Annotated in this window: 26 protein-coding genes and 1 other RNA gene; 18 read left to right on the top strand and 9 right to left on the bottom strand. The window is 69.2% G+C overall.

What is annotated here, in order from left to right:
• Positions 1–137 precede the first annotated feature (137 nt).
• Together ACWEKS_RS08615 and ACWEKS_RS08610 are read right to left on the bottom strand one after the other, a co-directional pair.
• The gene (locus tag ACWEKS_RS08615; protein WP_452339628.1) at positions 138–1,085 is read right to left on the bottom strand and encodes an SURF1 family cytochrome oxidase biogenesis protein; all 948 of its coding nucleotides are present in this window, start codon (positions 1,083–1,085) and stop codon (positions 138–140) included.
• A gap of 17 nt (positions 1,086–1,102) precedes the next feature.
• Complete coding sequence (locus tag ACWEKS_RS08610; RefSeq protein WP_452339498.1) at positions 1,103–1,588, bottom strand: low molecular weight protein-tyrosine-phosphatase; 486 nt, start codon at positions 1,586–1,588, stop codon at positions 1,103–1,105.
• 44 nt (positions 1,589–1,632) lie between these two features.
• On the opposite strand from ACWEKS_RS08610, the gene cobC reads away from it, so the two are divergent.
• The 4 genes from cobC to ACWEKS_RS08590 all read left to right on the top strand — a co-directional run bounded on the left by cobC (position 1,633) and on the right by ACWEKS_RS08590 (position 6,188).
• A complete protein-coding gene (gene cobC, locus ACWEKS_RS08605) occupies positions 1,633–2,682 on the top strand; it encodes an Rv2231c family pyridoxal phosphate-dependent protein CobC (RefSeq protein ID WP_452339497.1) in 1,050 nt (349 codons plus the stop codon).
• 64 nt (positions 2,683–2,746) lie between these two features.
• Positions 2,747–3,877, top strand: a complete 1,131-nt coding sequence (locus tag ACWEKS_RS08600; protein WP_452339627.1) for a Nif3-like dinuclear metal center hexameric protein — start codon at positions 2,747–2,749, stop codon at positions 3,875–3,877.
• Positions 3,878–4,085: 208 nt separating this feature from the next.
• A complete protein-coding gene (locus ACWEKS_RS08595; protein ID WP_452339626.1) occupies positions 4,086–4,823 on the top strand; it encodes a zinc ribbon domain-containing protein in 738 nt (245 codons plus the stop codon).
• A 165-nt stretch (positions 4,824–4,988) separates the two neighbouring features.
• Positions 4,989–6,188, top strand: coding sequence for a bifunctional RNase H/acid phosphatase (locus ACWEKS_RS08590; protein ID WP_452339625.1), 1,200 nt, complete (start codon positions 4,989–4,991; stop codon positions 6,186–6,188).
• 21 nt (positions 6,189–6,209) lie between these two features.
• Here ACWEKS_RS08590 and ACWEKS_RS08585 read toward each other — a convergent pair whose 3' ends face one another.
• The gene (locus ACWEKS_RS08585) at positions 6,210–7,097 is read right to left on the bottom strand and encodes an alpha/beta hydrolase (protein ID WP_452339496.1); all 888 of its coding nucleotides are present in this window, start codon (positions 7,095–7,097) and stop codon (positions 6,210–6,212) included.
• 30 nt (positions 7,098–7,127) lie between these two features.
• Between ACWEKS_RS08585 and rnpB the strand changes: the two genes are divergently transcribed.
• From rnpB to ACWEKS_RS08560, 5 genes are all read left to right on the top strand, one after another.
• Positions 7,128–7,558, top strand: an RNA gene (rnpB, locus tag ACWEKS_RS08580) — RNase P RNA component class A.
• 274 nt (positions 7,559–7,832) lie between these two features.
• Entirely contained in the window at positions 7,833–8,801 is a 969-nt protein-coding gene (locus tag ACWEKS_RS08575; protein WP_452339495.1) for an SPFH domain-containing protein, read from the top strand.
• Positions 8,802–9,230: 429 nt separating this feature from the next.
• The gene (locus tag ACWEKS_RS08570; RefSeq protein ID WP_354838327.1) at positions 9,231–9,557 is read left to right on the top strand and encodes a hypothetical protein; all 327 of its coding nucleotides are present in this window, start codon (positions 9,231–9,233) and stop codon (positions 9,555–9,557) included.
• A 14-nt stretch (positions 9,558–9,571) separates the two neighbouring features.
• Positions 9,572–11,062 carry an RNB domain-containing ribonuclease gene (locus ACWEKS_RS08565; RefSeq protein ID WP_452339494.1) on the top strand — a complete coding sequence of 497 codons (1,491 nt, stop codon included), beginning with the start codon at positions 9,572–9,574 and terminating at the stop codon, positions 11,060–11,062.
• Positions 11,059–11,637 carry a Uma2 family endonuclease gene (locus tag ACWEKS_RS08560; RefSeq protein WP_452339493.1) on the top strand — a complete coding sequence of 193 codons (579 nt, stop codon included), beginning with the start codon at positions 11,059–11,061 and terminating at the stop codon, positions 11,635–11,637. The genes ACWEKS_RS08565 and ACWEKS_RS08560 overlap by 4 nt, the downstream gene beginning before the upstream one ends.
• A gap of 55 nt (positions 11,638–11,692) precedes the next feature.
• On the opposite strand, the gene ACWEKS_RS08555 is transcribed toward ACWEKS_RS08560, so the two are convergent.
• Complete coding sequence (locus tag ACWEKS_RS08555; RefSeq protein WP_452339492.1) at positions 11,693–12,940, bottom strand: ROK family protein; 1,248 nt, start codon at positions 12,938–12,940, stop codon at positions 11,693–11,695.
• A gap of 156 nt (positions 12,941–13,096) precedes the next feature.
• On the opposite strand from ACWEKS_RS08555, the gene ACWEKS_RS08550 reads away from it, so the two are divergent.
• The 8 genes from ACWEKS_RS08550 to dgoD are packed head-to-tail and all read left to right on the top strand — an operon-like array spanning position 13,097 to position 21,263.
• Positions 13,097–14,146 carry a substrate-binding domain-containing protein gene (locus ACWEKS_RS08550; protein ID WP_452339491.1) on the top strand — a complete coding sequence of 350 codons (1,050 nt, stop codon included), beginning with the start codon at positions 13,097–13,099 and terminating at the stop codon, positions 14,144–14,146.
• Positions 14,137–15,648 carry a sugar ABC transporter ATP-binding protein gene (locus tag ACWEKS_RS08545; RefSeq protein ID WP_452339490.1) on the top strand — a complete coding sequence of 504 codons (1,512 nt, stop codon included), beginning with the start codon at positions 14,137–14,139 and terminating at the stop codon, positions 15,646–15,648. The genes ACWEKS_RS08550 and ACWEKS_RS08545 overlap by 10 nt, the downstream gene beginning before the upstream one ends.
• Before the next feature lie 6 nt (positions 15,649–15,654).
• Complete coding sequence (locus ACWEKS_RS08540; protein ID WP_452339489.1) at positions 15,655–16,722, top strand: ABC transporter permease; 1,068 nt, start codon at positions 15,655–15,657, stop codon at positions 16,720–16,722.
• Between the two features lie 16 nt (positions 16,723–16,738).
• The gene (locus tag ACWEKS_RS08535; protein ID WP_452339488.1) at positions 16,739–17,692 is read left to right on the top strand and encodes an SMP-30/gluconolactonase/LRE family protein; all 954 of its coding nucleotides are present in this window, start codon (positions 16,739–16,741) and stop codon (positions 17,690–17,692) included.
• Positions 17,682–18,344, top strand: coding sequence for a bifunctional 4-hydroxy-2-oxoglutarate aldolase/2-dehydro-3-deoxy-phosphogluconate aldolase (locus ACWEKS_RS08530; protein WP_452339487.1), 663 nt, complete (start codon positions 17,682–17,684; stop codon positions 18,342–18,344). Before ACWEKS_RS08535 ends, ACWEKS_RS08530 begins: the two co-directional genes overlap by 11 nt.
• A complete protein-coding gene (locus ACWEKS_RS08525) occupies positions 18,341–19,348 on the top strand; it encodes a sugar kinase (protein WP_452339486.1) in 1,008 nt (335 codons plus the stop codon). The genes ACWEKS_RS08530 and ACWEKS_RS08525 overlap by 4 nt, the downstream gene beginning before the upstream one ends.
• A gap of 17 nt (positions 19,349–19,365) precedes the next feature.
• A complete protein-coding gene (locus tag ACWEKS_RS08520) occupies positions 19,366–20,121 on the top strand; it encodes an SDR family NAD(P)-dependent oxidoreductase (RefSeq protein WP_452339485.1) in 756 nt (251 codons plus the stop codon).
• A complete protein-coding gene (dgoD, locus tag ACWEKS_RS08515) occupies positions 20,118–21,263 on the top strand; it encodes a galactonate dehydratase (protein ID WP_452339484.1) in 1,146 nt (381 codons plus the stop codon). Before ACWEKS_RS08520 ends, dgoD begins: the two co-directional genes overlap by 4 nt.
• A gap of 1 nt (position 21,264) precedes the next feature.
• Here dgoD and ACWEKS_RS08510 read toward each other — a convergent pair whose 3' ends face one another.
• On the bottom strand, positions 21,265–22,182 hold the full coding sequence (locus ACWEKS_RS08510) for a DUF4436 family protein (protein WP_452339483.1): 918 nt from the start codon (positions 22,180–22,182) through the stop codon (positions 21,265–21,267).
• Between the two features lie 123 nt (positions 22,183–22,305).
• On the opposite strand from ACWEKS_RS08510, the gene ACWEKS_RS08505 reads away from it, so the two are divergent.
• Positions 22,306–22,998 carry a TIGR00645 family protein gene (locus ACWEKS_RS08505; RefSeq protein ID WP_452339482.1) on the top strand — a complete coding sequence of 231 codons (693 nt, stop codon included), beginning with the start codon at positions 22,306–22,308 and terminating at the stop codon, positions 22,996–22,998.
• Positions 22,999–23,013: 15 nt separating this feature from the next.
• Here the strand turns inward: ACWEKS_RS08505 and ACWEKS_RS08500 are convergent, their stop codons facing one another.
• From ACWEKS_RS08500 to panB, 4 genes are all read right to left on the bottom strand, one after another.
• Positions 23,014–23,910 (bottom strand): CHAD domain-containing protein, encoded by an 897-nt coding sequence (locus ACWEKS_RS08500; RefSeq protein ID WP_452339481.1) that lies wholly within the window; start codon positions 23,908–23,910, stop codon positions 23,014–23,016.
• Complete coding sequence (gene pip, locus ACWEKS_RS08495) at positions 23,911–24,867, bottom strand: prolyl aminopeptidase (RefSeq protein WP_452339480.1); 957 nt, start codon at positions 24,865–24,867, stop codon at positions 23,911–23,913.
• Positions 24,867–25,340: a hypothetical protein gene (locus tag ACWEKS_RS08490; protein ID WP_452339479.1), complete on the bottom strand. Its 474-nt coding sequence runs from the start codon at positions 25,338–25,340 to the stop codon at positions 24,867–24,869. The genes pip and ACWEKS_RS08490 overlap by 1 nt, the downstream gene beginning before the upstream one ends.
• Positions 25,341–25,507: 167 nt before the next feature.
• Positions 25,508–26,362 carry a 3-methyl-2-oxobutanoate hydroxymethyltransferase gene (panB, locus tag ACWEKS_RS08485; protein WP_452339624.1) on the bottom strand — a complete coding sequence of 285 codons (855 nt, stop codon included), beginning with the start codon at positions 26,360–26,362 and terminating at the stop codon, positions 25,508–25,510.
• Positions 26,363–26,476: the final 114 nt, after the last annotated feature.

The following is a 26,476-nucleotide window of genomic DNA, read 5'->3' as shown; positions in this document are numbered from 1 at the left end:
CTGTCCGATGCTGCGCGGCCAGGTCGCATATCCGGACGATGAGAAGTGCACACCCGGGTGTCTTTCAGCCTTCGTCGCCCCCGGCGCGGACCGAGGCTGTGCGCATGCGGAATGCGCCGCGACGGTGCAGCCCAGGTCTACCGGCGCGTGCCGCCGTAGCGGTCGGCGAGGCGAGCTTCATTTGTCGTGGGTTTCGGCTCGGGGGCCGGGTCGTTGGGTTTCGTCGCTGTTGTGGGGGCGGGCGCGGCGGTGCTATCGGGCTGGTCGGCGTCGCCCGGTGAGCCGGCGGCTGCCACGCCGGTGGTGGTCGGCTGGGCTGAGGCTTCGAACTTTTCGCGGCGGCGGGCGCGGATCTCGGCCCAGACGAAGTAGCCGAGGCCGAGGGGAGCCATGACGCCGAAGGCCAGCCACTGCAGGCCGTAGGAGAGGTAGGGGCCCGAGTCCAGCTGGGGGAGCGGGTCGGGGGTGAAGGCGCCGGGCTGGCCGGACTCGAGCTGGAGGTAGCCGCCCAGGCCGTCGGTGGGGATGGGGGTCAGGGGGATGCCGAGGACCGTGGCTTCCTGCTGGGTGTCGGTCGTATAGACCTGGCGGTAGCCGTCTTCGGTGGTCGGGGGCTTCTTCTCGATCACGCCCTCGGAGGCGCGGATGCGGGCCGCCAGTTGCTGGGTGCCGGTGGGCGGGGCGGCGACGATCGGCGGATGAGTGCCGCCCGCGGCCGCTGCCACCTGGCCGCGGTCCACCAGCAGGGTGCGCCCGTCGCCGAGGCGGAAGGCGGCCAGCACCGTGTAGGCGGGCTGGCCGTCGAGGTGGCGCAGCCGGACCAGCACGGTCGAATCCGGCACGTAGACGCCGTTCGCGGTGACCCGCCGCCACTCGGTGTTCTTGCCGCTGCCCGACAGCATGCCGGTGATGTCGACCGGGTCGGCGTGCACCGAATTCGCGATGCGGTCGTTGCGTTCGGAGGTGCGGGTGTTCTTGCCCAGCTGCCAGGGGGCCAGCACGGTGAAGCACAGGTAGGCGAAACCGGCGACCACCACGGCGAGAATCAGCCAGCTGGGCCGCAGCAGGAAGGTGAAGCGCCGCAGCAGCGAGGTCACCGAGCTCATGCGACCTCCCCCAGCTGTTCGCGCACCCAGTCCAGCAGACCCGGCACCGCCGCCTCGATCTGTTCGCGCACCAGCGCGAAATCGGACTGGTCGCCGTAGTACGGATCCGGCACCGATCGCCCGTCCGCGTGCGGATCGAAACTCCGCAGCAGCCGCCGCTGATCCGACGGCACCCCCAGCCGGGCCAGCTCCCGCTCGTGCCCGGTGTCGAGCGCTACCAGCAGATCGGCCGCCCGATGATCCGGCCCGATCAGCGCGGCCCGATGCCCGGTCGGATACCCGTGCGCCTCCAGCTCCCGATTCGTCCGGTAGTCGGCTTCGTCCCCGACATGCCAGCTGCCGGTCCCGGCACTGCTCACCCGCACCCGATCCGCCAGCCCCGCACGTTCCAGGTGCACGGCGAAAATCTTCTCGGCCATCGGGGACCGGCAGATATTGCCGGTGCAGATGAAGGTCACATGCAGCTCGCCCACGACAGCCATTCTGTCCGGTGGGCGTGGGAGGCGGCCACGTAGGGTGGACGGCTGTGCCGGACGACACGGAGTTTCCCGATTTCGACCATGCCAGGCTGCGGCACCACGGGGACGTGGATGCGCGGCCCGGCATGGTCGATTTCGCGGTGAACGTCCAGGGGAGCGCGCCGCCGGAATGGTTGCGTGAGCGGCTGGCGGGACGGCTGGGAGAGCTCGGGCGGTATCCGGGCGCGGCGGACGAGCGGGCAGCGCGCGCGGCGGTGGCCGCCCGGCACGGGCGGGCGATCGACGAGGTGCTGCTGCTGGCGGGGGTGGCCGAAGGGTTCGCCATGCTGCCACGGCTGGGGTCGCGGCTGGCGGCGGTGATCCATCCCTCGTTCACCGAACCGGAGCTGGCGCTGCGGGAGGCGGGGGTATCGGTCGCGCGGGTGATGCTCGCGCCGCCGTACACGCTCGACGGCGCCGTGGTGCCGGAGGACGCGGATCTGGTGGTGGTGGGCAATCCCACCAATCCGACCTCGGTGCTGCATCCGGCGGACAGTATCCGCGCGCTGCGGCGGCCGGGCCGCATCGTGGTGGTGGACGAGGCATTCGCCGACGCGGTGCCGGGGGAGCCGGAATCGCTTGCCGGAGAGAGCCGTCCGGATGTGCTCGTATTCCGGAGCCTCACCAAGACCTGGGCGCTGGCCGGGCTGCGCTGCGGCTATGTGCTCGGTGCGCCGCCGGTGCTGGCGCGGCTGAATCACGGGCGCCCGCACTGGCCGCTGGGCACTCTGCAACTGGAAGCCATTGCGGCGGTGAGCGAACCGGCCGCGGTGGCGGAGGCGCAGCGCCGGGCCGGGACCGTCGCGGCCGATCGGGCCGCCATGATTCCACGGTTGCGGGAACTCGGCGTCGAGGTGCACGAGCCCGCGCACGGGCCGTTCCTGCTGCTCCGGGTGCCGGATGCGGAATTGTTGCGAAAGAAGCTCGCGGACAAGGGAATCGCGGTGCGCCGTGGTGATACGTTCCCGGGGCTGGAAACGGTTTTCCTGCGAGTCGCGGTGCGGCCCGCCGCCGAGGTGGATCGGCTGGTCGCGGCCATTCGCGACGTGGGCTTGTGAGTTGAGACGCAGTGCGTTCGTGAGTGAGGCGCAGGCTGGTGAGCGAACAGGAGGTTCGGTTGTGGTGACGACGGTGCGGCTGGCGGATCTCATGGCGGCGCTGGATGCGGCGTACCCGCCCGGGCTGGCCGAATCCTGGGATTCGGTGGGGCTGGTGGCCGGTGATCCGGACGAGCCGGTGTCGCGCGTGCTGTTCGCGGTCGACGCCACCGGCGCGGTCGTGGACGAGGCGATCGAATGGGGCGCGCAGGCGCTGGTCGTGCACCATCCGCTGCTGCTGCGCGGCGTGGACACCGTCGCGGCCAATACACCGAAAGGCGGGCTGCTGCACCGGCTGATCCGTTCCGGATGCGCGCTGTTCACCGCCCACACCAATGCCGACTCCGCCGATCCGGGGGTCTCGGACGCGCTGGCACACGCCATCGGGCTGACCGTGACCGGTCCGCTGGATCCGAAACCCTGGACCGCTCTGGACAAGTGGGTGGTGGCGGTGCCCGTCACGCATCGCGACGAAGTGCTCGACGCCCTGTTCGCCGCGGGCGCGGGCAGCAGCGGGACCTACTCGGATGCGGCGTGGACGGTCTCGGGCACCGGACAGTTCCGGCCCCTCGACGGCGCGAATCCGGCCGTGGGTGCGGTCGGTGAGCTGCACGAGGTCACCGAGGACCGCCTCGAGGTGGTCGCCCCGCCATCCCGGCGCGCCGCCATGCTGGCCGCCCTCCGGGCCGCGCATCCGTACGAGGAACCCTTCTATCACGTGACCGAGCGCGCCGCGCTGCCCTCCGGCCTGGGCATCGGCCGCGTCGGCGAGCTGCCCGCCCCGGAAACCCTGCGCGAGTTCACCGCTCGCGTCCGCGCCGGCCTGCCCGCCACCACCTGGGGGGTGCGCGCCGCGGGGGACCCGGACCGCGTCATCCGTACCGTCGCGGTGTGCGGCGGCGCGGGAGATTCGTTCCTGGGCAAGGTTTCTCGCCTCGGCGTCGATGCCTACGTGACCTCCGACCTGCGCCACCACCCGGCCGACGAGCACCTGCGCGCGGGCGGCCCGGCCCTGATCGACGCCGCCCACTGGGCCACCGAGTTCCCCTGGTGCGCGCAGGCGGAAGGTGTGGTGCGCGCCGCACTGTCGAGCCTCGAGACCCGCGTCTCGACGCTGCGCACCGACCCGTGGACCCTCGGCGCGGCCGGCTGCTGAGCAGGCACTTTTGGGTTCGCGGCCGTCTCGATTCTGGACCGCGGCTGGAATAGACCTCCGCCTTGGAGCAAGGGAGCGAAGCGGAGGAGCGGAGGAGGGAAGAATCGAGACTTCGGGGCCGCGAACCAGCCCGGAGCGAAGCGTAGGGCAAATTGGACACGGTACGGTGGGAGTCTTACTCGTCCATAGCGTCCAGGAGACCTTCGCGTTGAATGCCGAACCATCGATCCAGGCCAAGCTGCTCGACCTCGCCGCTGTCGATGCCGAGCTGACACGGATCGAGCATCGCCGCAAGGTGCTGCCCGAGCAGCAGGAAGTGGCGCGGCTGGAAGGGGAACGCACCACCCGCAAGGACGCGGCGGTGAAGGTCGAGATCCTCATCGACGACCTGGACCGCGACATCCGCAAGCTGGAGGGCGAGATCGAGGCCGTCCGCAAGCGCGAGGACCGCGACCGCGGCATGCTCACCGCCGGGTCGGTCGGGGCCAAGCAGCTCTCCGAACTGCAACACGAACTGGGCAGCCTGGAACGCCGCCGCACGGTCCTCGAGGACGACCTCATCGAGGTGATGGAGCGCCGCGAGGCCGCCGCCGCCGACCACGACCACGCCGGCGCCAACCTGGACCAGGCCGAGGCCGATCTGATCGACGCCGAGCGCCGCCGCGACGACGCGGTCGCCGACCTGGACGTCGCCCAGCAGCGCTGCGACTCCGATCGCGCAGCCCTCGCCAACTCCTTCCCCGCCGAGCTGCTCAGCACCTACGACAAGCAGCGCACCAGCTACGGCGTCGGTGCCGCCCTGCTCCAGGCCCGCCGCTGCGGCGCCTGCCGCATCGAACTCGACCGCGGCGAGATCTCCCGCATCTCCCAGACCGCCCCCGACGTGGTGGTGCGCTGCCCCGAATGCGGCGCGATCCTGGTGCGCACCAAGCAGTCCGGCCTGTGACAACCCGCCGCGCGCCGCTGATCGCCGCGCGCGGCCGTGCCGGAATGCCTCGAGGGCGTTCCACTGTCCTGATGTGATGAGCTCGGCCGGCCCGCCGTGGACGAGTGGCCGCGGGTAGCACGCCGCGTGCGGGATGACGGACGACATGAAGGGTGAGAAGCGTTGGTGGACTTGGTGATCGTCGAGGCTGACGGCGGTTCGCGCGGGAATCCCGGGCCTGCCGGTTACGGCGCGGTGGTGTGGGATGCCGAGCGGGTGCGGGTGCTGGCCGAGCGCAAGGAGTTCCTCGGGGTCACCACCAACAATGTCGCCGAATATCGCGGGCTGATAGCGGGTTTGGAAGCCGCGGCCGAACTCGGTGCACGTGAGGTTTCCGTGCGGATGGACTCCAAGCTGGTCGTGGAGCAGATGTCCGGGCGGTGGAAGGTCAAGCACGAGGCCATGATTCCGCTGGCCGATCGGGCGCAGCGGCTGGTCGCCGGGTTCGATCGGGTGAGCTTCACCTGGATTCCGCGCAAGGAGAACTCGTACGCCGACCGCCTGGCCAATGAGGCCATGGACGACGCCGATACGGTCGCCGAAGTCCGCACCGCGCTGGCGAACGATCGGGCCGCCGGTCCCGCGGCGGTCGACAGCGGTTCGGCGGTAGGGGAAATCGCCGCGGCGGTCGCGGGCGGTGTCGTCGAAGTACCGGAAACCGGTGGGTCTGCCGCGGGGAGCACCGCGCACTCGCCTGGATGGACCGGTGCCGTGGGACGGCCGACGCGGCTGCTGCTGCTCCGGCACGGACAGACGGAACTCTCTGTGCAGCGGCGGTATTCGGGGCGGGGGAATCCGCCGCTGACCGAGCTCGGGCAGGAGCAGGCGGCCAACGCGGCGGCCATGCTGTCGCGCAAGGGCGGGATCGAGGCGATCGTGTGCTCCCCGCTGGGGCGGGCCAAGGAGACCGCCGAGGCGGCGGGCCGGGCGCTCGGACTGCCGGTGCGGGTGCTGGACGGATTGACCGAGACGGATTTCGGTGCGTGGGAAGGGATGACCTTCCCGGAGGCCCGCGAGCGGGATCCGGAGCTGCACGGCCGCTGGCTGGGGGATCCGTCGATTCCGGCGCCCGGCGGCGAGAGCTTCGACCAGGTGCGGGAGCGGGTCGAGGGGGTGCGGCGGGATCTGGTGGCGCTGTATCCGGGCGCGAATGTGCTGGTGGTCAGCCATGTCACGCCGATCAAGACGCTGCTGCAGCTGGCGCTCGGGGTGGGGCCTTCGCTGCTGTACCGGCTGCACCTGGATCTGGCGTCGCTGTCCATCGCCGAGTTCTATCCGGACGGCGGCTCCTCGGTGCGCCTGGTCAACGACACCTCGTACCTCTGAACCCCTGGGCCCCACCGGGGTTCAGGGACGCAGCGTGGCCATCAGGAACTCGGTCTGGTCGTAGACGGCCTTCTCGAACCAGTCGTCGAAGTAGATCTCGAAATGCCCGATGGGGTAACGCTTCACGGTGGCGTGCTTGGTGCGCTCCGCGGCCTTGAGCGTCGGGCCGGCCGGGGCCACCGAGTCGTTGTCGCAGATCGCGTACAGCACCGGCGCTTTGATGTCCTTGACGTGCCGGGTGGGATTGTCGAACAGCGTCGACAGGGCGACGCGGGCCGCCACCTTCGGCCGGTACTGCCCGCTCTCCTCGGCCAGGCGGCCGAAACCGGCCGGCACGTCGGCGGCGCTCATCAGCGCCGCGGAATGCTTCTTGCCCGCCAGCCGGGCATTGATGGGGCGCCGGATGATCGGTCCCACAACCTGATCCGTGACCGCCAGCGTGCCGGTCTTGATCAGGCTGATCGGCCCCTTCGCCAGTGCCGACGACCGGCCGCTGGTGAACGGGCACTGCGCCACCACGGCCGCGATGTAGTGATCGTCGGGCGCGACCGCCAGCACGTGCCCGCCACCGAATGAACTGCCCCACAGTGCGATTCGCGTGGCGTCGATCCCCCGGACGGTGCGCGCGAAGGCGATTGCCGCATGCCAGTCCGCGCGCTGCCGGGCGATATTGATCATCTGCCGGGGCTCACCGCCGCTGGCCCCGAAATGCCGATAGTCGAAGGCCAGGGCCGCGATTCCCGCCGACGCGAACCGCCGGGCATACCGGTCCAATCCCATTTCCCGGTCCGCCCCCAGCCCGTGACCCATGACCACCAGCGGGCGCGGCTTGGGCGGTCCATCCGGGAGATACAGCCATGCGGCGCACTGCTCGCCACCCGAAGGGAACCCCACCTCCACACGCTCCATGGGGCCCTACCGTACCCTGGTGGCCGCGGACGAGTCGGTCGGGCGGCCGCGGCGAAGGGAACGGGCACGCATGTGCCGCCGCCCCTCGCCGAGGAAAGTCCGGACTCCGGAGAGCAGGGCGGTTGTTAACGGCAACCCGGGGCAACCCGCGGGACAGTGCCACAGAAAACAGACCGCCGGTGGGCCGCACTTCGCGAGAAGTGCACCGCCGGTAAGGGTGAAACGGTGCGGTAAGAGCGCACCAGCGCGCCGGGTGACCGGCGCGGCTAGGTAAACCCCGCCCGGAGCAAGGTCGAAGGCCGCACTCGCGAGAGTGCGGCTGCGCAGGTGTTCGAGGGCTGCTCGCCCGAGCCTGCGGGTGGACCGCTCGAGGCACCCGGCAACGGTGTGTCCAGATGGATGGTCGCCACCCGGTGGGTAACCACCGGGGACAGGATCCGGCTTACAGACCGACTCGTCCGCCCGTATTTTCGGCCTCCGCTCCGGCGGGTTCGCGGCCAAGGCGCAGGTCTATGGAGCCGGAAGCTCGATTCTTCCCTCCTCCGCTCCTCCGCTGCGCTCCCCCGCTCCACGGCGGAGGTCTATTCCAGCCGCAGTCCAGAATCGAGCCGGGCCGCGAACCTCGGGTGGCTCATGTGGCGAGTTTTTGCGTCGCGGGGGCGATCCTCCGGTGCCATGATGGAGGCACGCCATCGGGATTTCCGATGGAGCGGAAATAGTTTCGCGGAGCGAACAATGGATGTTCTGTATCTGTTGATGGGATGGCTCGCCGCCTTTGCAGTGATCGCCGGTATCGGACTCGCGGCCGGGGTGCGAGTGGTTACGCAGTACGAAAAAGGGGTGGTATTCCGGCTGGGGCGGGTGCGAGCGGTGCGGGAGCCGGGAATGCGGCTGCTGATTCCGGGCGTGGACAAGATGCAGAAGGTCTCCATGCAGGTGATCACCATGCCGGTGCCCGCGCAGGAGGGGATCACGCGTGACAATGTGACCGTCCGCGTGGATGCGGTCGTCTACTTCCGGGTCATCGATCCCATGCGCGCGCTGATCGAGGTGCAGGATTATCTGTTCGCGGTCGCGCAGGTGGCGCAGACCTCGCTGCGCTCCATCATCGGCAAGAGCGAACTGGATGATCTGCTGTCCAATCGCGAACAGCTCAACAAGGGCCTGGAGCTCATGATCGACAGCCCGGCCATCAACTGGGGCGTGCACATCGATCGCGTCGAGATCAAGGACGTCGCGCTGCCGGATGCCTTGAAGCGCTCCATGTCTCGCCAGGCCGAGGCCGAACGCGAACGCCGCGCCCGCATCATCTCCGCCCAGGGCGAGTTGCAGGCGTCGGAGAAGCTGGCGGCGGCCGCGGCCAATATGGCCCACGCCCCGGCCGCTCTGCAATTGCGCTTCCTCGAAACCGTGGTTCAGGTTGCGGCGGAGAAGAATTCGACCCTGGTGCTGCCGTTCCCGGTGGAACTGCTGCGCTTCCTGGAACGCAGCGGGCACCCGCCCGCCCCGGCAGCCGGATCGGAAGCGGCGGCCGAGCAACCGGCCGCCGAGCCGTCGGCCCTGGAGCCCGCCGCCCTCGGCGAGCTGATGGCGGCGCTCGCCCAGCCCGGCATCCGGGAGGCCCTGGCGGCGCTGGAACAGCCCGGTACGCAGGCGAAGACGAACGCGGCCGGGGGCCCCGGTCGCGGTGAGGAGTCGGCGTAGCGCGGGCACCGGGTCCGAGCGCGTCCGGCGGCAAGAGGTGAGGAAACAATCATGTCGGGTCTGATTCAGCCGGCGGCCATCGTGGTGCTGTTCGGTATCGCATACGCATTCAAACTCTTCAGCGCCAAGTTCCCGGACGGGCTGCGCGGAAAGTAGACCCCGCGACCACGGGCGGGGAAATGGCCGGCGGGAGAGCGGCGTGAGCGACGCCGCTCTCCCGTTCGCGTGCACGGACCGACGGGTTGGATGACAATTGCGACGCGCCACACGGCGTGTAGCGGCGCGGCTCGGCGTGTCGAGCGGGGTTATCTGCTCCGAACTGGCACCGAACGTGATCGACGTCATAAAGTGTTGCGCGTTGGAAAGTTCCGTTGCGGTCCGCAACGGGGCGAAGGGCTCAACAAACGTCGGAAAGCAGGTCTCGTCTACATGCGAATTGCTCGCAAACTGGCAGTCGGTGCGCTTCTCGCTGCCGCCGCTACCGCTGTGCTGGGTGCCGGTTCCGCCTCGGCGGCCACCGTGACCCCGCTGCCGGGTGGGGTGCAGGTCGATCTCACCCCCGCGGACACGGTGTGGGTGGCGCAGACCCACATCGGGCAGGCGATCGCGGGCCTGCCGCATCCCTCGGCCGCGTCCTTCGGGGAGGCTCTGGACTCGGCGGCCGCGATGTCGTCCCAGTACCCGGATGGTCGCGTGGTGTTCACCGTGTACGGTCCGTTCAACGAGCTGAACGGCACCATGCTGGCCCTGCAGTAGGGACAGTCTCCGCAGTGGAACTGCATCAGCGGATCGTGTCGGCGCCGGTGGACTTCGGCGTCGTCCGAGCTGAGTTCGGATTGGCCTCGGACTACCCGTCCGGGGCCGTCTCCGAGGCCCGCGACGCGGTGGACGCGTTCGCGGGCGCCCGGGCCGATCGGCGGGAGATTCCGCTGGTCACCATTGATCCCCCCGGCGCCATGGATCTGGATCAGGCGCTGTATCTGGAGCGCACCCCGGCCGGCGGATTCCTGCTCTACTACGCCATCGCCGATGTGGCCGCGATGGTCGTTCCCGGCGGGCAACTGGCCCGCGTATCCCTGGCCCGCGGCCAGACCTTCTACTTTCCCGACGGCACCGTCCCGCTGCACCCGCCGGTGCTGTCCGAGGGCCGTGCCAGCCTGCTGCCCGGCGTGGACCGCCCGGTCGCGCTGTGGACCATCGAATGCGACGCGCGCGCCGTGCCCGTGCGCTACACGGTGACGCGCGCCCTGGTGCGCTCCCGCGTCCGCCTCGACTATCGGGGTGTGCAGGCCGACGCCGATGCCGGCCGCCTGCACCCGTCCCTCGCGGCGCTGCCGGTGTTCGGCCGCCTGCGCATCGATGCCGGACTCGAGCGCGGCGCGATCACCCTGCGGCTGCCCTCGCAGACCGTGGTGCGCGACGGCGAGCAAACCGGAATCGACCATTGGCAGCTCGCCGTCGAACCGCGCACCGCCGTCGACGATTGGAACGAACAGGTCTCCCTGCTGGCCGGTATGTGCGCGGCCCGAATCATGCTCGATGGCTATAAATCGAACGGGTCCGGCAACCCCGAGCACGTGGGTTTGCTGCGCACCATGCCACCGCCCGCCCCGGCCGCCATCGAGTCGATGCGCCACACCGCCGCCGCGGTCGGGGTGTCCTGGCCGCGGAACGAGTCCGCGGGCCGCATGCTGGCCACGCTGGACTGCAATACTCCCGCCGCCCTGGTGCTCATGTCCGAGGCCACCGGCCTGCTACGCGGCGCGACCTACACCATCCTGAACGGCCAGGCCCCGGAAGCCTTGCAGCACAGTGCGATCGGCGCACCCTATGCCCACGTGACCGCCCCCCTGCGCCGCCTGGGCGACCGCTACGCCACCGAGATCTGCCTGGCCCACTGCGCGAAAACCGAAGTCCCGCACTGGGTCCGCGACGACCTCACCGCCGTCGCCGACGCCATGCGCCGCACCGACGCCATGGCCGGCAAGGTCGAACGCGCCTGCGTAGACCTCACCGAGGCCACCGTCCTGTCCCCCCGCCTCGGCACCGACTTCGACGCCGTGGTCCTCCGCGAAGCCAACGCCACCCGCCCCGCCGAAATCTTCATCGCCGACCCACCCGTCCTCGCCAAGTGCACCGGCACACCCCCGGAAGGCGGGACGGTACGAGTGCGACTCGCCGAGGCCGACCCCACGACCCGCACGGTCATGTTCGGCTACCCCGCCGGACCAGCGCCTTCGATGCCATACTCGAACACATGACCGTCGAACCGTTCCCGCAGTGGTTGCGCCCGCCGCCGGGCGGGTTCGTCGCTGAGGATCTGGACCGCTTGCCCGACCTGCCGCCGCACACCGAGCTGATCGACGGGAGTCTCGTCTTCGTAAGCCCGCAAGCGAAGTTCCACCGCTTGGCGAATATCCTCCTCGACGCAGGGCTGCGCCGGTACGTCCCAGCTGATATGCGGGTCCGAGGTGAGATGACCGTGACCCTGGACCGAGACCAACGCCCTGAGCCGGACGTGATCGTGGTACACGCAGATCGCGACGGCGATCACGGCCTCACCGGATACCAGGCCGACGATGTGGTGCTGGTCGTCGAAATCGTCTCGCCGGAATCGCGAACACGAGATCGAGAGCGCAAGCCTCAGCTGTATGCCAGAGCGGGGATATCGCACTTCTGGCGCGTCGAAAACGTCGACGGACGCCCGGTGGTGTACGTCTATGAGCTCGATCCGGCCACAAGTACCTACGCGCTCACCGGAATTCATCACGATCGGCTTCAGCTGACCGTGCCGTTCGAGATCGACATCGATCTCACCGAGATCGACCGACTCTGACCGTGCCTCGACCTGAGGCATGAGGCGGGTAACCAACGGCGGGGTGTGGCCGCGGTCAGGCCGGGGTCAGGGGTGGGGTGTCGGTGCGGCGGGCTCGGCGGGTGGCTATGGAGGTGAAAGTTTCTCGGTCGGCCAGGAATCCCTCGAGGGCGAAGGTTGCTGCGCCGAGGCTGGAGGGGTTGTGGGGGAGGGTGTCGAGTTCGAGGGTTACTGCCGCGAAGGGGTCGGACATGGCGTGGTGGGCGGCGGCGCGGCGGGTTGCTTCCAGTAGCGGGGTGCCGAGGTGGCGGGCGACCAGGTCGCCGAAGACCATGCGGCGGGGGTTGAAGAGGTTGACCAGGTTGGCTATGGCCACGCCCAGGTAGTGGCCGGTCTTTTCGATGACGGCGTGGGCGGTTTCGTCGCCGCGGGCGGCGGCTGTGGCCACGGCCGCGACGGTGGAGGCGGCATTGTCGGTGAGAAGGTCGCTCGCGGAATCGATTTCGCGCAGGGTCGCGGCGATTCCGGGGGCGCTCACATAGGCTTCGACACAGCCGTTGCGGCCGCAGGTGCAGGACCGGCCGTCGAGGACCAGGTTGGTGTGGCCCCATTCGCCGGCGCTGTTGGTGACGCCGCGGTAGAGCATGCCGTCGATGACGACGCCGATGCCGACGCCCGCCCGGAGGGTGACGACGATGAGGTCGTCGACATCGCGGCCGGCGCCGAACCAGAGTTGCGCCGCGGTACTGGCCTTGAGCGGATTGTCCAGGTAGAGGGGATACGGTAGCCGCTGCTCGAGCAGGGTTTTGAGGGGGACGTCGTGCCAGTGCCAGTACGGTGAGAACACCGACTTCCCGGTCTCGGGTTCGACCAGGCCGGGCACGCTCAGGCCGATGCCGAGCACCGTGTCGGCATCGCCGGCGATGACCTCGTCGATGCCCTGCACGATGAGCTCCACGATGTCCTCCGGCGTGGTCGCGGCGGGATCGACGGGGATCTCGCTCGACCGCAGCACCGACATCGCGAGGTCGAAAACGTCCACGTGGATGCCGGTTTCGGCGATATCGACGCCGATCAGCCTGCCGCGGTCGGGATTGATGGCGAGCTGGGCGCGCGGCCGGCCGATTCCCGCTGCCTCGTAGCCGAGTTCGGCGAGCACCCCCACCTCGAGCAGTTCGGCGATCAGGTTGCCGATCGTCGCGAACGACAGCCCGGTGGCTCGTGCGATCTCCTGCCGGCTGGTGTGCCCCGCTGCGGCGTACACCGCCTGCAGTACGCAGAACCTGTTGCGGCGCCTGATATCCCGCGCGGTCAACTGGTACACGGCCTCGCCCGCTCCTTTCGCTGCTGCCCGTCGAAGATACCCGAGCTGTGCGCGAGACTACTTCCGCCAACAGTATTTACAACAGTTATCCGAAGTCCTACTGTAACCGGCATCACTACCGATGCCTACTGTGTGGCAGATCACCTAGGAGTGCTCATGTCCTGGACCCACCGACGCCGATGGACCAGCGCGCTGGTCTGCGGAGCCGCATTGGCCCTGGCCGCGACCGCCTGCTCGTCGGGCAAGGATTCCGGCTCGAACGACGCAGGCCCGCAGCACACTTCGGGCACGATCAACCTCGTCTACGCCCAGAAGCAAGGCGACCAGGAATACTTCATCGGCGAGGCCGATGGCGCCAAGGCCAAGGCCAAGGAGCTCGGCGTCGACCTGAAGGTGGTGAACCTCGGCAATGACGCCAACAAGGCGGTCACCGAGGTGCAGAACGCGGTGAACCAGAAGGCCAATGGCGTCATCGTGGTCGTCCCGGATCCCTCGGTCGGCCCGCAGGTCGCGCAGCTGGCCAAGTCGGGTGGCGTCGCCCTGCTCACCTCCGACGACCAGGTCTGCACCAATGGCCCGGATCCAGCCTCCTGCACCAAGGACAATCTGGTGCCGCGCGTCGGATTCAGTGGCACGCAAATGGGAACCGAGGTCGGCACCCGCGCGGGCGAGGACTTCAAGAAGGCGGGCTGGAAGGCGGAGGACACCGCGATCGTCGACGCCTGGAAGCAGGACGTGACGGTCTGCACCGATCGGGTGAAGGCGAATCAGAAGGCCTTCAAGGACGCTTCGGGCGCCGACGTCAAGGTGATCGAGGTCGGCACCGACAACACCCCGTCGGACGCGCAGAACAAGATCTCCGCCACCGTCGCGGGCAATCGCTCGGTCAAGAACTGGATCGTCATGGGCTGCAACGACGAGAACGTCAGCGGCGGTGTCGCGGCCATCCAGAACGCCGGCTACTCCGCCGACAATGTGCTCGGCGTCGGCCTCGGCGCGTATCTGGCCTGCAAGGAATGGCGCGGCGGCAAGCCCACCGGTTTCAAGGCGGCCCTGTTCATCAATGGCAAGGACGTCGGCGCGCTGGCCGTGCAGACCATGTACGACTACCTGAAGAACGGAAAGTCCATGCCCGCCGAGGCATTTGCCCCGACCAAGATGGTGGACGCCACCAACTGGCAACAGGCAGGCGTCACGTGCAGCTGACGGGACTGCGGGTCTCCGGGCTCACCAAGGGCTTCGCGGGCGTGCCCGCGCTGCGCGAGGTGAGCCTGGACTTCCCCGCCGGAATGGTGACCGCGTTGATGGGGGAGAACGGCGCGGGGAAATCCACGCTCATCAAGATCCTCGGCGGTGACCATCGTCCCGACAGCGGCACCCTCGAACTCGACGGTGCGCCACTGGAATTGGCGAGTCCTGCGGCAGCGCGCGCCGCGGGCATCCGGGTGATCGGCCAGGAACCGGAGATCGTGCCGCACGTCTCGGTCGCCGAGAACGTCTATCTCGGCGCGCTGCCGCGCCGCGCGGGCCGACTGCTGGATCGCGCGGCACTGCGGGCCCGCGTGCGCGCCGATCTCGCCCGGCTCGGCTTCGACCGGGATCTGGATCCGGACACCCTCGGCTCGAAACTGACTGCGGCGCAACGGCAGTTGGTGGAGATCATGCGGGCACTGACCACCGACGCCAAGGTCATCGCCTTCGACGAGCCGACCTCCTCGTTGTCGGATCACGAGACCGAATCACTGTTCGCGCTGATCGGCCGCCTGCGCGACCGCGGCCTCGCGGTGATCTACGTATCCCACCGCATGCGGGAGATCTTCCAGCTGGCCGACCGGGTGGCCGTACTACGGGACGGCGCGCTGGTCGGCGTGCGCGATACCGCCGGCACCGACGATCAGGAGATCGTGCGGATGATGGTCGGCCGCGATCTGTCGACGGTGTTCGCGCGCAAGCATTCCGAACTCGGGCGGGTGCTGCTCGAGGTGGACCACGTGACCACCGACGATGTGCGTGACGTGAGCCTGCGGGTGCGCGCGGGTGAGGTGGTGGCGCTGGCCGGGCTGGTCGGCGCGGGTCGTTCCGAGCTGGCGGGCGCGTTGGCCGGGGACCTGCCGATCCGGTCCGGGGAGGTGCGGATCGATGGCACCCGGTTGCGGCTGCGCCAGCCGCGCGACGCGGTCAGGGCCGGAATGGGATACGCGCCCGAGGAACGCAAGGCGCAGGCGCTGCTGCTGCATCGCGGTGTGCGCGACAATATTTCGCTCGCCATGCTGGATCGCCTGCGGCACTGGCGTTTCGTGCGCCGCGGTGCGGAACGCGCACTGGCGCTCCGGTATGTCGAGTCGCTGCGGGTGCGGACGCCCTCGATCGAGCAGGAGGTGCGCAAGCTCTCCGGCGGCAATCAGCAGAAGGTGGTGCTGGCGCGCTGGCTGGCCCGCAAACCCAGCGTGCTCATCCTGGACGAACCCACGCGCGGCGTCGACGTGGGCGCGAAGATCGAGATCTACCACATCATCGAGGAACTGGCCGAATCCGGTGTGGCGGTGCTGGTCATCTCCTCGGAGCTCCCCGAAGTCCTCGGCCTCGCCGACCGCATCGTCGTCATGCAGCAGGGCCGCGTCACCGGCGAACTGGACCGCGCCGACGCCAGCGAGGAGGCGATCCTCGCCCTCGCCATGGCTGACGACCTGACCGCGCAGCGACCTTAGGAAATCATGACCGACCAACGAATCGACATGGATACGGAGACAGCGGTTTCCGTGCCGACACCCGTATTCGCCCGCTACCTCGGTGGTTTGACCGCACTCACCCCGCGCCGGGTGATCCGCTTCATCGGCACCGGCAATCTCAGCCTGATCGGCGCGCTGGTCGTGGTCGTGGCGATCTTCGCCTGGCTCAACGACGGCTACCTGGATCCGCGCAATATCGCCGGAATCGGTGACGCGGTCACGGTTTTCGGGCTGCTCGCCGTCGTGCAGACCGTGGTGATCATCTGCGGCGCCCTGGACATCTCGGTCGGCTCGCAGGCGGGTGTCGCCTCGGTCGTCAGCGCCATGGCCTTCACCTCGGCAGGGAGCAACGCCTTCGCCGGGATGCTGGCCGCGATCGGTGCCGGACTGGTGCTGGGCCTGGCGAACGGCATCATCATCGTCTACGGCCGGGTCAACCCCGTCATCGCGACGTTGGCCACGCTGGCCGCGTACAAGGGTCTGGCCCAGTTGATCTCGGGCGGCAAGGCGCAGGGCTTCGTCCTCGACAACGATGTGTTCATCTTCCTGGCACGCGGCAAGATCCTCGGGCTGCCGGTGCCGGTGATCGTCCTCGGCCTGGTCGCGCTGGGCGTGCACGTGCTGCTGAAATACACCGACATCGGACGCAATATCTATGCCATCGGCGGAAACGACACGGCCGCACGACTTTCCGGCATCAACATCAACAAGTACCTGATCGCGGTGTACATGCTGGCGGGCGTGGTCGCGGCCATCGCGGGCATCATCCTGACCGCCCGCACCGGATCCGGCCAGCCGGTCTCCGGTAGCGAGGGCCTCGAACTCAAGGCGATCACCGCGGCGGCGCTGGGCGGCTGTGCCCTCAAGGGCGGCAAGGGCACGGTCGGCGGCACGCTGCTCGCGGTCATCCTGCTCGGCGCGCTGGACAACGGCCTGAACGTGGTGGGCGTCAATACGTTCTGGCAGAACGTCGCCCAGGGCTCGCTGCTGGTCGCGGCCGTGGTGATCCAACAGCGGCGCAGTGGCGAACGCGCCGTCGGACTGCCGACATAGCGGGCCGGAGCTCACCATGAGAACTCTCAGGGCACACGTGTGCGCACCCCCGCCCGGCCGCCTGTGCGAAGGGCCCGTCTGGGACCCGCGCACCGGGGAACTGCTGTGGGTGGACATCCGCGGCGGCCACATCCACCGCGCCACCCTGACCGGTAGCACCCCGGACCTCGCCCCCCGGGCGACCATCAGCCTCGACCCGCCGGTCAGCGCGGTACTGCCGTGCGCCTCCGGCGGACTGCTGGCGACGATGGGAGACACCATCTTCCGCGTCGACGGTCCTGTCGCCGCTGAGCGCTCGTCCGAGAAGTCTCCGGGCGGAACATTCGCCCGGCCACTCAGCCCGGTCGTCACCCTGCCGCTCCCGGACGACGGAGTGCGCCGTCGCCTGAACGACGCCAAGGTCGACCCGCGCGGCACACTGCTCGCGGGCACGATGTCCGAAGACGGCGTGCCGGACAGCGCCGCCCTCTACCGCCTCGACCCCGCCGGCACCCTCACCACTCTCCGCACGGGCATCACCATTTCCAACGGTCTCGGGTGGAGCCCTGACGGCCGCACCCTCTACCACGCCGACAGCCCCACCCGCCGCGTGGACGCCTTCGACTACGACCCCGACACCGGAACACTCGGTGCCGGAAGGCCATTCGCGCACTTCGATGACGGCGAGCCGGACGGCCTGACCGTCGACGCCGAGGGTCACGTCTGGGTCGCGGTTTGGGGCGCAGGCCAAGTCCGCGCCTTCGACCCCTCCGGCAACCTCCACACCACAGTCGATGTCGGCCCCTCGCAAGTCTCGAGCTGCGCCTTCGCCGGACCCAACCTGGACGTTCTGGTGATAACCACCGCGGCCGAGGGCGGAGCCGCACGAGAACCCGGCGCGGGCCGGCTGTTCGCCTGTGTCCCCGGAGTGATCGGCCTGCCGTCGACGCCGTTCGCAGACGAGAGGCTGGTCTCCGCCGATGGCCGATGACACACCGCGGACCTCGCCGGCCGGCGCAGCGGCGGATCCGGCATTCGCCGACCCGTTGCGGCCGGAAATTCCGGTCATCGCGATTCTGCGCGCGCCCAGCGCTGACAGGTTCGTGGAGGTGACCGCTGTTCTGCATGAATCCGGAGTCACCGCGGTCGAATTCACGCTGACGACCGCGAGGGCGTTGGATGCCGTCCGCGAATGCGCGGGATTGGCGCATCCGATCGGAGTCGGCACCGTGCTCACCGCAAAGGATGCGGCGCTCGCGGTCGAGGCGGGGGCTGCGTACCTGATCACCCCGGCGGTGATCGAGGAAGTGATCGTCGAGGGGCGCCGGCTCGGTGTGCCGGTGGTCTCGGGTGCGTTCACGCCCACCGAGATTCATCGGGCCTGGACGGCGGGAAGCGCCATGGTCAAGGTGTTTCCGGCCGCCGTCGGCGGACCGGGATACATCAAAGCTGTTCGTGCGCCGTTGCCCGATATCCCGCTGGTGCCCACCGGTGGGATCGGGCTCGGTGCGGTCCGCGCCTATCTGGATGCGGGGGCCGCGGCACTGGGGATCGGATCGCCGCTCATCGGGGACGCTTGTGCCGGTGGCGATCTCGACGCGCTGCGGGAGCGCGTGCTCCTCGTCCGGGACCAGCTGTCATGAGGGGCGGACTGGTAACGCTCGGGGAGGCGCTCGGCGTGGTGGCGGCGACCGACCCCGGTCCGCTGGCCCCCGGCGCGGCCATGCGGCTGGAGTTCGCCGGGGCGGAGGCCACCGTCGCCATCGGCGTGCGGCGGCTGGGGCACGACAGCGCCTGGATCGGCAGCGTCGGCTCGGACACGATGGGCCGGATGATCCTGGAACGGTTGCGGGCCGAGCAGGTCGACGTGTCACACTGCCGCATCGATCCGGAACTACCCACCGCGCTGATGCTGCGCGAACGCCGCACGGCCGACCGGACCCGGGTCACCTACTACCGGCGCGGGCTGGCGGGTTCCCGCTTGTCGGTGGACGAGGCCGACACCGCCCGGATCGCCGCTGCGGGCGTCCTGCACATCACGGGAATCACTCCCGCCCTCAGTGATTCGGCGCGTGCCGCGGTGGATTCGGCCGTCGACATCGCGATCGATGCGGGCGTGCCGGTGTCCCTGGATGTCAACTATCGCCGTGCGCTGTGGACGCCCGCCCGGGCCGCCACGGAGCTGGCCGAGCTGGTATCGCGGGCCGACATCCTCTTCGCTGGACTGGACGAGGCGGCCCTGCTCCTGCGGGGTGGACGCTCGAACGCGCCGGTGGGTGCACGAACCACCGCCCAGCCGGGCCCGGACGTGGCGGCCGGGGACCTGGTGTCAGCGGCCGAATTGCTTGCGGCCCAAGGCCCTTCGGAGATCGTGTTCAAGCTCGGGGCCGACGGGGCGGCGGCCTGGGCCGGCGGGGCGTTTCTGCGCGAGGGCGCGGTGCCGGTGACCGCGGTCGATCCCATCGGTGCCGGGGACGCGTTCGTCGCCGGGTATCTGGCCGGGCTGCTGGACGGCGGATCTGTCTCGGAGCGTTTGCGATTGGCGTCCATCTGCGGCGCGTTCGCGGTCTCGGTGCCGGGGGATTGGGCGGGGCTGCCCTATCGGGACGAGCTCGGGCTGCTCGATGGGGCCGATGTTCAGCGATGAGGATGAAGGGGAAGAGCATGTGTCGTCTGACGGACCGGGTCGCGGTCGTCACCGGGGCGGCCTCGGGGATCGGGGCGGCCACGGCGCGGCGGCTGGCCGCCGAGGGGGCGGCGGTCGTCGTCGCGGATATCGATCGGGTCGGTGGGCGTGAGGTGGCGGAGAAGATCCGGGCGATGGGGGCGCAGGCCGAATTCCAGTGGTGCGATGTGACGCTCGAGGAGTCGTGGGATGCGTTGCGGGCGCGGGTGAACGATCGGTTCGGGCCCCTGGATTTCCTGTGCAGCAATGCGTCTCGGCAGGCGATCGTGCCGGCGCACGAATTGAGCAGGCGGCAGTGGGACGACGGGCTCGCGGTCAATCTGACGCCGCTGTTCCTGGGCGTGCGGGCGTTCATCGACGACCTGCGTGCCCAGCGCGGCAACGTGGTCGCGGTGTCCAGCGTGCATGCCCAGTTCGGGCTGCCGGGGTATCCGGTCTATGCCGCGGCCAAGGGCGGGCTGACCGCCCTGGTGCGGCAGCTGGCGGTCGAGTACGGGCAGGACCGGGTGCGGGTGAATGCCGTGCTGCCCGGACCCATCCTGACGCCCGTGTGGGACGACGTGGACGCCGAGGGGCGCGAATTATCCGCTCGGGCAACGGTGCTGGACCGGCTGGGCGCGCCGGAGGAGGTGGCGGCCGCGGTCGCCTTCCTCGCCTCCGACGACGCCTCCTTCATCACCGGCGCGAACCTGGTCGTCGACGGTGGCTGGAGTGTGCGAAAGGAATCCCGGTGAAGATCACCGCACTCACCACCTACCTGGTCGCGCCGCGCTGGTGCTTCCTGCGCATCGACACCGACGAAGGCGTCACCGGCTGGGGCGAGCCCGTGATCGAGGGCCGCGCCCACACCGTGGCCGCCGCCGTCGAAGAACTGTCCGACTACCTCGTCGGCAAGGACCCGATGAGCATCGAGGCACATTGGCAGACCCTCACCAAGGGCGGCTTCTACCGCGGCGGACCCATCCTGTCGAGCGCGGTCGCGGGCATCGACCAGGCCCTGTGGGACATCACCGGCAAGGCGCTCGGCGTACCGGTGTGGCAGCTGCTCGGCGGTGCGGTGCGCGACCGGATTCGCGTCTACAGCTGGATCGGCGGCGATCGCCCCGCCGATGTCGCGGCCACCGCGCTGGAGCGAAAGGCCCAGGGCTTCACCGCGATCAAGATGAACGCCTCGGCCGAACTGGAGCCGATCGACACGCCCCGCGCGACCCTCGACATCGTCGACCGGGTGGCCGCCGTGCGGGAGGCGACCGGCGACGACTTCGATATCGCCGTCGACTTCCACGGCCGCCTGTCCGTCGCCATGGCACGGCGCGTGCTGCCCCTGCTGGAGCCGTACCTGCCGTTCTTCGTCGAGGAGCCGCTGGTGCCGGAGGCCGGTGGCCGGCTCGGCGAGATCACCAGCGGCACAGCCATTCCCATCGCCACCGGCGAGCGGCTGTATTCGCGGTGGGACTTCCTCCCGGTGCTGGATCGCGGTGTGGCCGTGGTGCAGCCGGACCTGTCCCACGCGGGCGGCATCTCCGAGGTCCGCCGCATCGCCGCACTCGCGGAGGCCCGCGATGTCGCCCTGGCCCCGCACTGCCCGCTCGGTCCGATCGCCCTGGCCGCCTGCCTGCAGGTCGGCTTCGCCACCCCGAATCTGCTCATTCAGGAGCAGAGCCTGGGCATCCACTACAACACGGGTTCCGACCTGCTCGACTATCTGATCGACCCAACGGTTTTCGACTACCGCGACGGCTACGTCGGCCTGCCGCGCGAACCCGGCCTCGGCCTCCGCATCGATGAGCGTGCCGTCGCCCGCGCCGCCGCGACCGGGCACCGCTGGCGCAATCCGATCTGGCACCGCAGGGACGGTTCGCTCGCCGAATGGTGAATCACCGCTGCGGCGTGAGCATTCGGAATTGATCGGTCGGATGCTGCGTGGCCGCCTTTTCCTCGCGTTCCTTCGCCATTTCGACGCGGTAGCCGACGATCACGGTGCCCACCAGGGCCGCCGAGATAATGCCCTCCGCGATGAAGAACGATGTGAAATCGATGATCGACCCGATCGGTGCGCCGCCCGGCACCGCATTGCGCAATGGCACCAGCGCGAAAAGCAGTGCGCCCATCATGGATACGGCCGGGAACATCAGACCGCGCTTACCGGCCAGGACGTAATAGCAGGCGATGGCAGCGGCCAGGGCCAGACCCAGCATGAGGATCATGATGAACAGGGCGAAGGTCAGCGACGGGACGGACCGGGCGGCGTGCAAGCCGAGATCGATGCCGTTGTCGGCGCCGGATTCCGGTTGCTCGCTCACCGCGAACAGCGTGTCCCCGCTGGCCACGGTAGCGGCGGTGGGCAGGCGCCGGTCGCCGCTGAACACATCGAAGGCCAGCACCGCGTCATAGGCGTCGAACGGGTAGTCGGTGAGCGTGCCCTCCACCACGACCCTCACCTCGGCCGCGGAGATCGGTTCGCCCGCTTTGATTTTGATCGGATCGGCCTTGAGCGCCGAGGTGTAGATGAGGGTGTCGGCGGCGAAATTGCCGTTCTTGTCCGCCAGCGCGCCCCGCGGGGTGGCCAGTACCTCGACGGTGGTGGTCTGGGTGACCGGGTCGATCTTGGCGACCCAGATACCCAGGTCCACCCGATCCCTGACCGCCGTATTGCCGAAGGGATGCGAGGCCTCCGCCCGGGTCCGGCCCACCTCGTAGGTGGACAGCGCGAGCACCAGGCCCACGATGAGCGCCGCCGCGGTCGCGACCAGCCACAGCGGGCCGCGGCGTTTCTGCTGAATTCCGTGTTGCACGCGGCGAACCTATCGGCGCGCACATCAACGATCGATCAGGAAGACATCAATTCCCGAGCAGCGCCCGCGGCCGTGATCGATTACTGATCGGTGCTTGATTTCGCACGTGCTGTATTGAGTCCCATGGCTTTTCCATACCCGAACGCGAATTCCCCCGAGGCCGCCCAGCAGCGCAGTCTGGGCTATTTCATCTTCCTCAGCCGCTGGCTGCAGCTACCCCTGTACCTGGGTCTGATCGTGGCGCAGGCCGCGTACGTGTGGCAGTTCCTGCGCGAGCTGTGGGATCTGGTGCACGGGCTGTTCGCCGACGGCAATGTCGAGACCAGCATCATGCTGTCGGTGCTCGGGCTGATCGACGTGGTCATGATCTCCAACCTGCTGATCATGGTGATCGTCGGCGGCTACGAGACCTTCGTATCGCGCCTGCGCATCGACGGGCATCCCGATCAGCCGGAGTGGCTGGCACAGGTGAACGCCAATGTGCTGAAGGTGAAGCTGGCCATGTCCATCGTCGGCATCTCCTCGATCCACCTGCTGAAGACGTTCATCTCCATCACCACCGACACCGACCCGGGCGCGCACAGTGCGCGCTACCTGTGGCCGGTGCTCATCCATCTGGCATTCGTGGTTTCGGCGGTACTGCTGGCCTGGATCGACCGCATCATGCCGCACGCCGCGCACCGGGACCACCACGACTCGACCGGGCACCCGCACGACTCGAACGGGCATCACCACGGTGAAACGGTGTCCGCGGTCGAGGGGGCGCACCCCGCGGGCTGGGGCCACGGTGACCCGGCGAGCATGCGCATCAACTAGCCCGCCGGGCGCTGGTCAACCGAGCGGCTGTTCGCGCAGGAACTCGATCGCGTCGGGATACTCCTCGAGCGCCTTGGCGGCCGCCGCCTCCTCGGCATCGCAGAGCCGCTGGTAGCCGGACTCGCCGGCCTCGGAGGCGTGGGTGCGCAGGGTCTCCAGGGCCTCCACGGCGTCCCGGTGATCGCCGAGCACACCCTGCAGGTGTTTGGCCTTCCTGCCGAGCTCCTCGGCGGGCTTGCCGAGCACCTCGGTGGCGGCCTCGGCCGAATAGCGCAATCGCTTGGCGGCCTTGCGGATATCGTGTAGCCGCTCGACGCGTTCCTCCCCGGACAGGCCGGGCTCCGTGCGCACCAGGCGGCGTAGTGCCCGGAAGTCGTGGCGCAGCACGCCGGCGAAGACCGGTTGGGCCGGCTCGTCGGCGTGCGAGGCGCGCAGCGGCGGGTCGGCGATCAGCCGGTGCAGGCGCTTCACCAGGCTGCGGTAGCGGCTGCCGTCGAAGGCGTCGACCGCCGCCCGGTGCGCCGCGGCGTAGAACCGGCGCTCCTCGTCGACCAGTCGCTGCCCGAAATCCTTTCGGGGAGCGGATTTCTCACCCAGCGGCACGGTCTGCTCGTCGAACGGCACCCCGGTGTCGCCGAGCAGCGTGGCGAACCGTTCGGCCCGCACCTCGGCGTCGCGCGCCACCCCGAGCAGTCCGGCCAGCCAGCGCAATTCGTCGGTGATCTCGCCGACCGGCTTGCGCCGCAGCACCCGGCGGTAGGACTTGAGGACGCTGCGCAGTCGCCGGGTGGCGACCCGCATCTTGTGCACGGAATCCGGAAGGTCCTGGCGCACATCGGGTTCGGCGGTACACAGCCGGTCCACATCGGCGGCTACGGCGTCGACCAATGCGGGACCGGCTGTGGTACTCATCTACGTCCTGTACTTGTCCGTGGCCTCCACCAGATGGTGGGTGATGCCGGGTTCGAGAGCGGCGTGGCCGGCGTCGGGCACCAGGTGCAATTCCGAACCGGGCCAGGCCCGATGGAGATCCCAGGCGCTGGTGGCCGGGCACACCACGTCGTGGCGGCCCTGCACGATGACGCCGGGAATATGGGCGATGCGCCCGATGTCGCGCAGCAGCTGCCCCTCGTCGAGGAAGCCGTGATTGACGAAATAGTGGTTCTCGATGCGCGCGAAGGCCAGCGCGAAGCGCGGGTCGGCGGTTTCGGCGACCCGTTCCGGTTGGGGCAGCAGGGAACTCGTGGCACCCTCCCAGGTGGACCACGCGACGGCCGCGTCGGTGGCAAGGGCGGCATCGGGGGAGTGCAGCAGGCGGTGGTAGACCTCGATCAGATCCTGCCCGCGTTCGGCTTCCGGCACCGGCGCCAGGAACTTCTCCCACTCATCGGGGTACACGTACCCCGCGGAGCCATTGTAGTACCAATCGATTTCCTTGCGCCGCAACAGGAATATCCCGCGCAGCACCAGTTCGGTGACCCGCTCCGGATGGGCCTGCGCATAGCTCAGCGCCAGCGTCGAACCCCAGGAACCGCCGAACACCAGCCACTGCTCGACGCCGAGATGCGTTCGCAGCCTTTCGATATCGGCGACCAGATGCCCGGTGGTGTTGTGCTCGAGACTCGCCCCGTCCGCGATGTGCGGCGTGGACCGGCCGCAACCCCGCTGATCGAACAGGACGATGCGGTACGCCTCGGGATCGAAGAACTGCCGGTGATACGGCGACGTGCCGCCGCCGGGGCCGCCGTGCAGGAAGACCGCCGGCTTGCCGTCCGGATTCCCGCTCACCTCGTAGTAGAGCCGCTGGCCGTCGCCGACGTCCAGCATGCCCTGCTCATAGGGCTCGATCGGCGGGTAGAGGGTTCGCATCAGCCGGCCGCCAGGCCCGAGGCCAGATCCGGGATCTCGATCGCGGAGAGGGCCTGATCGCGCACATCCGGACAGGCCTTGGTGGTGACCTGGTCGACCAGGCCCCGATTGCTCGGCAACTGCAGCAGGAAGCCGTTCTGGGTCGCCCACTGGATCACGGTCGCGTTCAGCGAGATCTTGTCCATGGTCGGGGTCTGCACCCGCCAGTCCGACAGCTGCGGCCGGATCAGGTCGCACAGCTGCTTGGCCGCCTCGTCGGAGACGGTCAGCCCCGAGCCACTGCCCGCCGACGTGGTCGGTCCGCCCGTGGTGGTCGGCTTGCCCGGCGTCGAGGACAACGACGAGGAGGAGCCCTGCGGCTGCGTCGAGCCGGTCGAGGAGTTGCCCCCGCAGGCCGCGGTCAATGCGACGGTGGCCACCGCCGCGACCAGTAGTGGCGCCCGCCGAATCCAGCGACTCGTTCCACGATCCATGAACTTCCCTTTGGTCGATCCAGCTCGTTGGCTTCCGAGTCTGCCACCAAAAGTTCGCAGTGGACCGAGATGATCGGCGGCGAATAGATTCCAATAGCCGACTGCTATGAAAGAACGCCCCCGCGGTCCTCGCGGGGGCGTCCTCGATCACTGCGCGGCAGGGCGGCTCAGTAGCTGTGCTCCGGACCCGGGAACACGCCGCGCCGCACCTCGTCGGCGTAAGTGGCTGCGGCGGTACGCAATTGACCGCCCACATCCGCGAACTGCTTGACGAACTTGGCGGTCTTGCCGCCGGTGTAGCCGACCATGTCCTGCCAGACCAGCACCTGCGCATCGCATTCCGCGCCGGCGCCGATGCCGACGGTCGGAATGGTCAGCTTGCGGGTGACCTGCCCGGCCAGCTCGGCGGGCACCATCTCCATGACCACCGAGAAGGCCCCGGCCTCCTGCACCGCGATGGCGTCGGCGACGAGCTGCTCGGCCCCGTCACCGCGACCCTGCACCCGGAACCCGCCGAGGGTGTTGACGCTCTGCGGGGTGAACCCGATGTGCGCCATCACCGGAATACCGGCGGCGGTCAGCTTGTGGATGGTGTCGGCCACCCGCTCACCGCCCTCCAGCTTCACCGCGTGCGCGCCGCCCTCCTTCATGAAGCGGACCGCCGTGGCCAGGGCCTGCTCGGGGGAGGACTCGTAGCTGCCGAACGGCAGATCCGCCACCACCAGCGCGTGCGGCGCACCGCGCACCACGCCACGCACCAGCGGGATGAGCTCGTCGACGGTGATCGCGACCGTGGTGTCATAGCCGTACACCACATTGGCGGCCGAATCGCCGACCAGCAGGACCGGAATCCCGGCCTCTTCGAAGAGCCGGGCGGTGGAATAGTCGTATGCGGTGAGCATGGACCAGCGCTCACCGGCCTGCTTCATCTGCTGCAGGTGCTGCACTCGCGTCTTCCGCCGCGTGGGAGTCTTCGGTGCCGCAGACCCGTACACAGGGGTTTCCGCATCGGATACGGACATCATCGTCCCTTTCGTCGTTCCTCGAGGCCCATGACCGGGTCCCCGGGTTGTTCTGACGAATGTCAGTCTGCCATTCCGGCCGCTCCCGGCAGGGATGCAATTCCTCACACCGCG

It is taken from the genome of Nocardia sp. NPDC004711 (assembly GCF_053601595.1).
The sequence above is the reverse complement of the archived record's forward strand: the minus strand, read 5'-3'. Positions and strand labels throughout refer to the sequence as shown.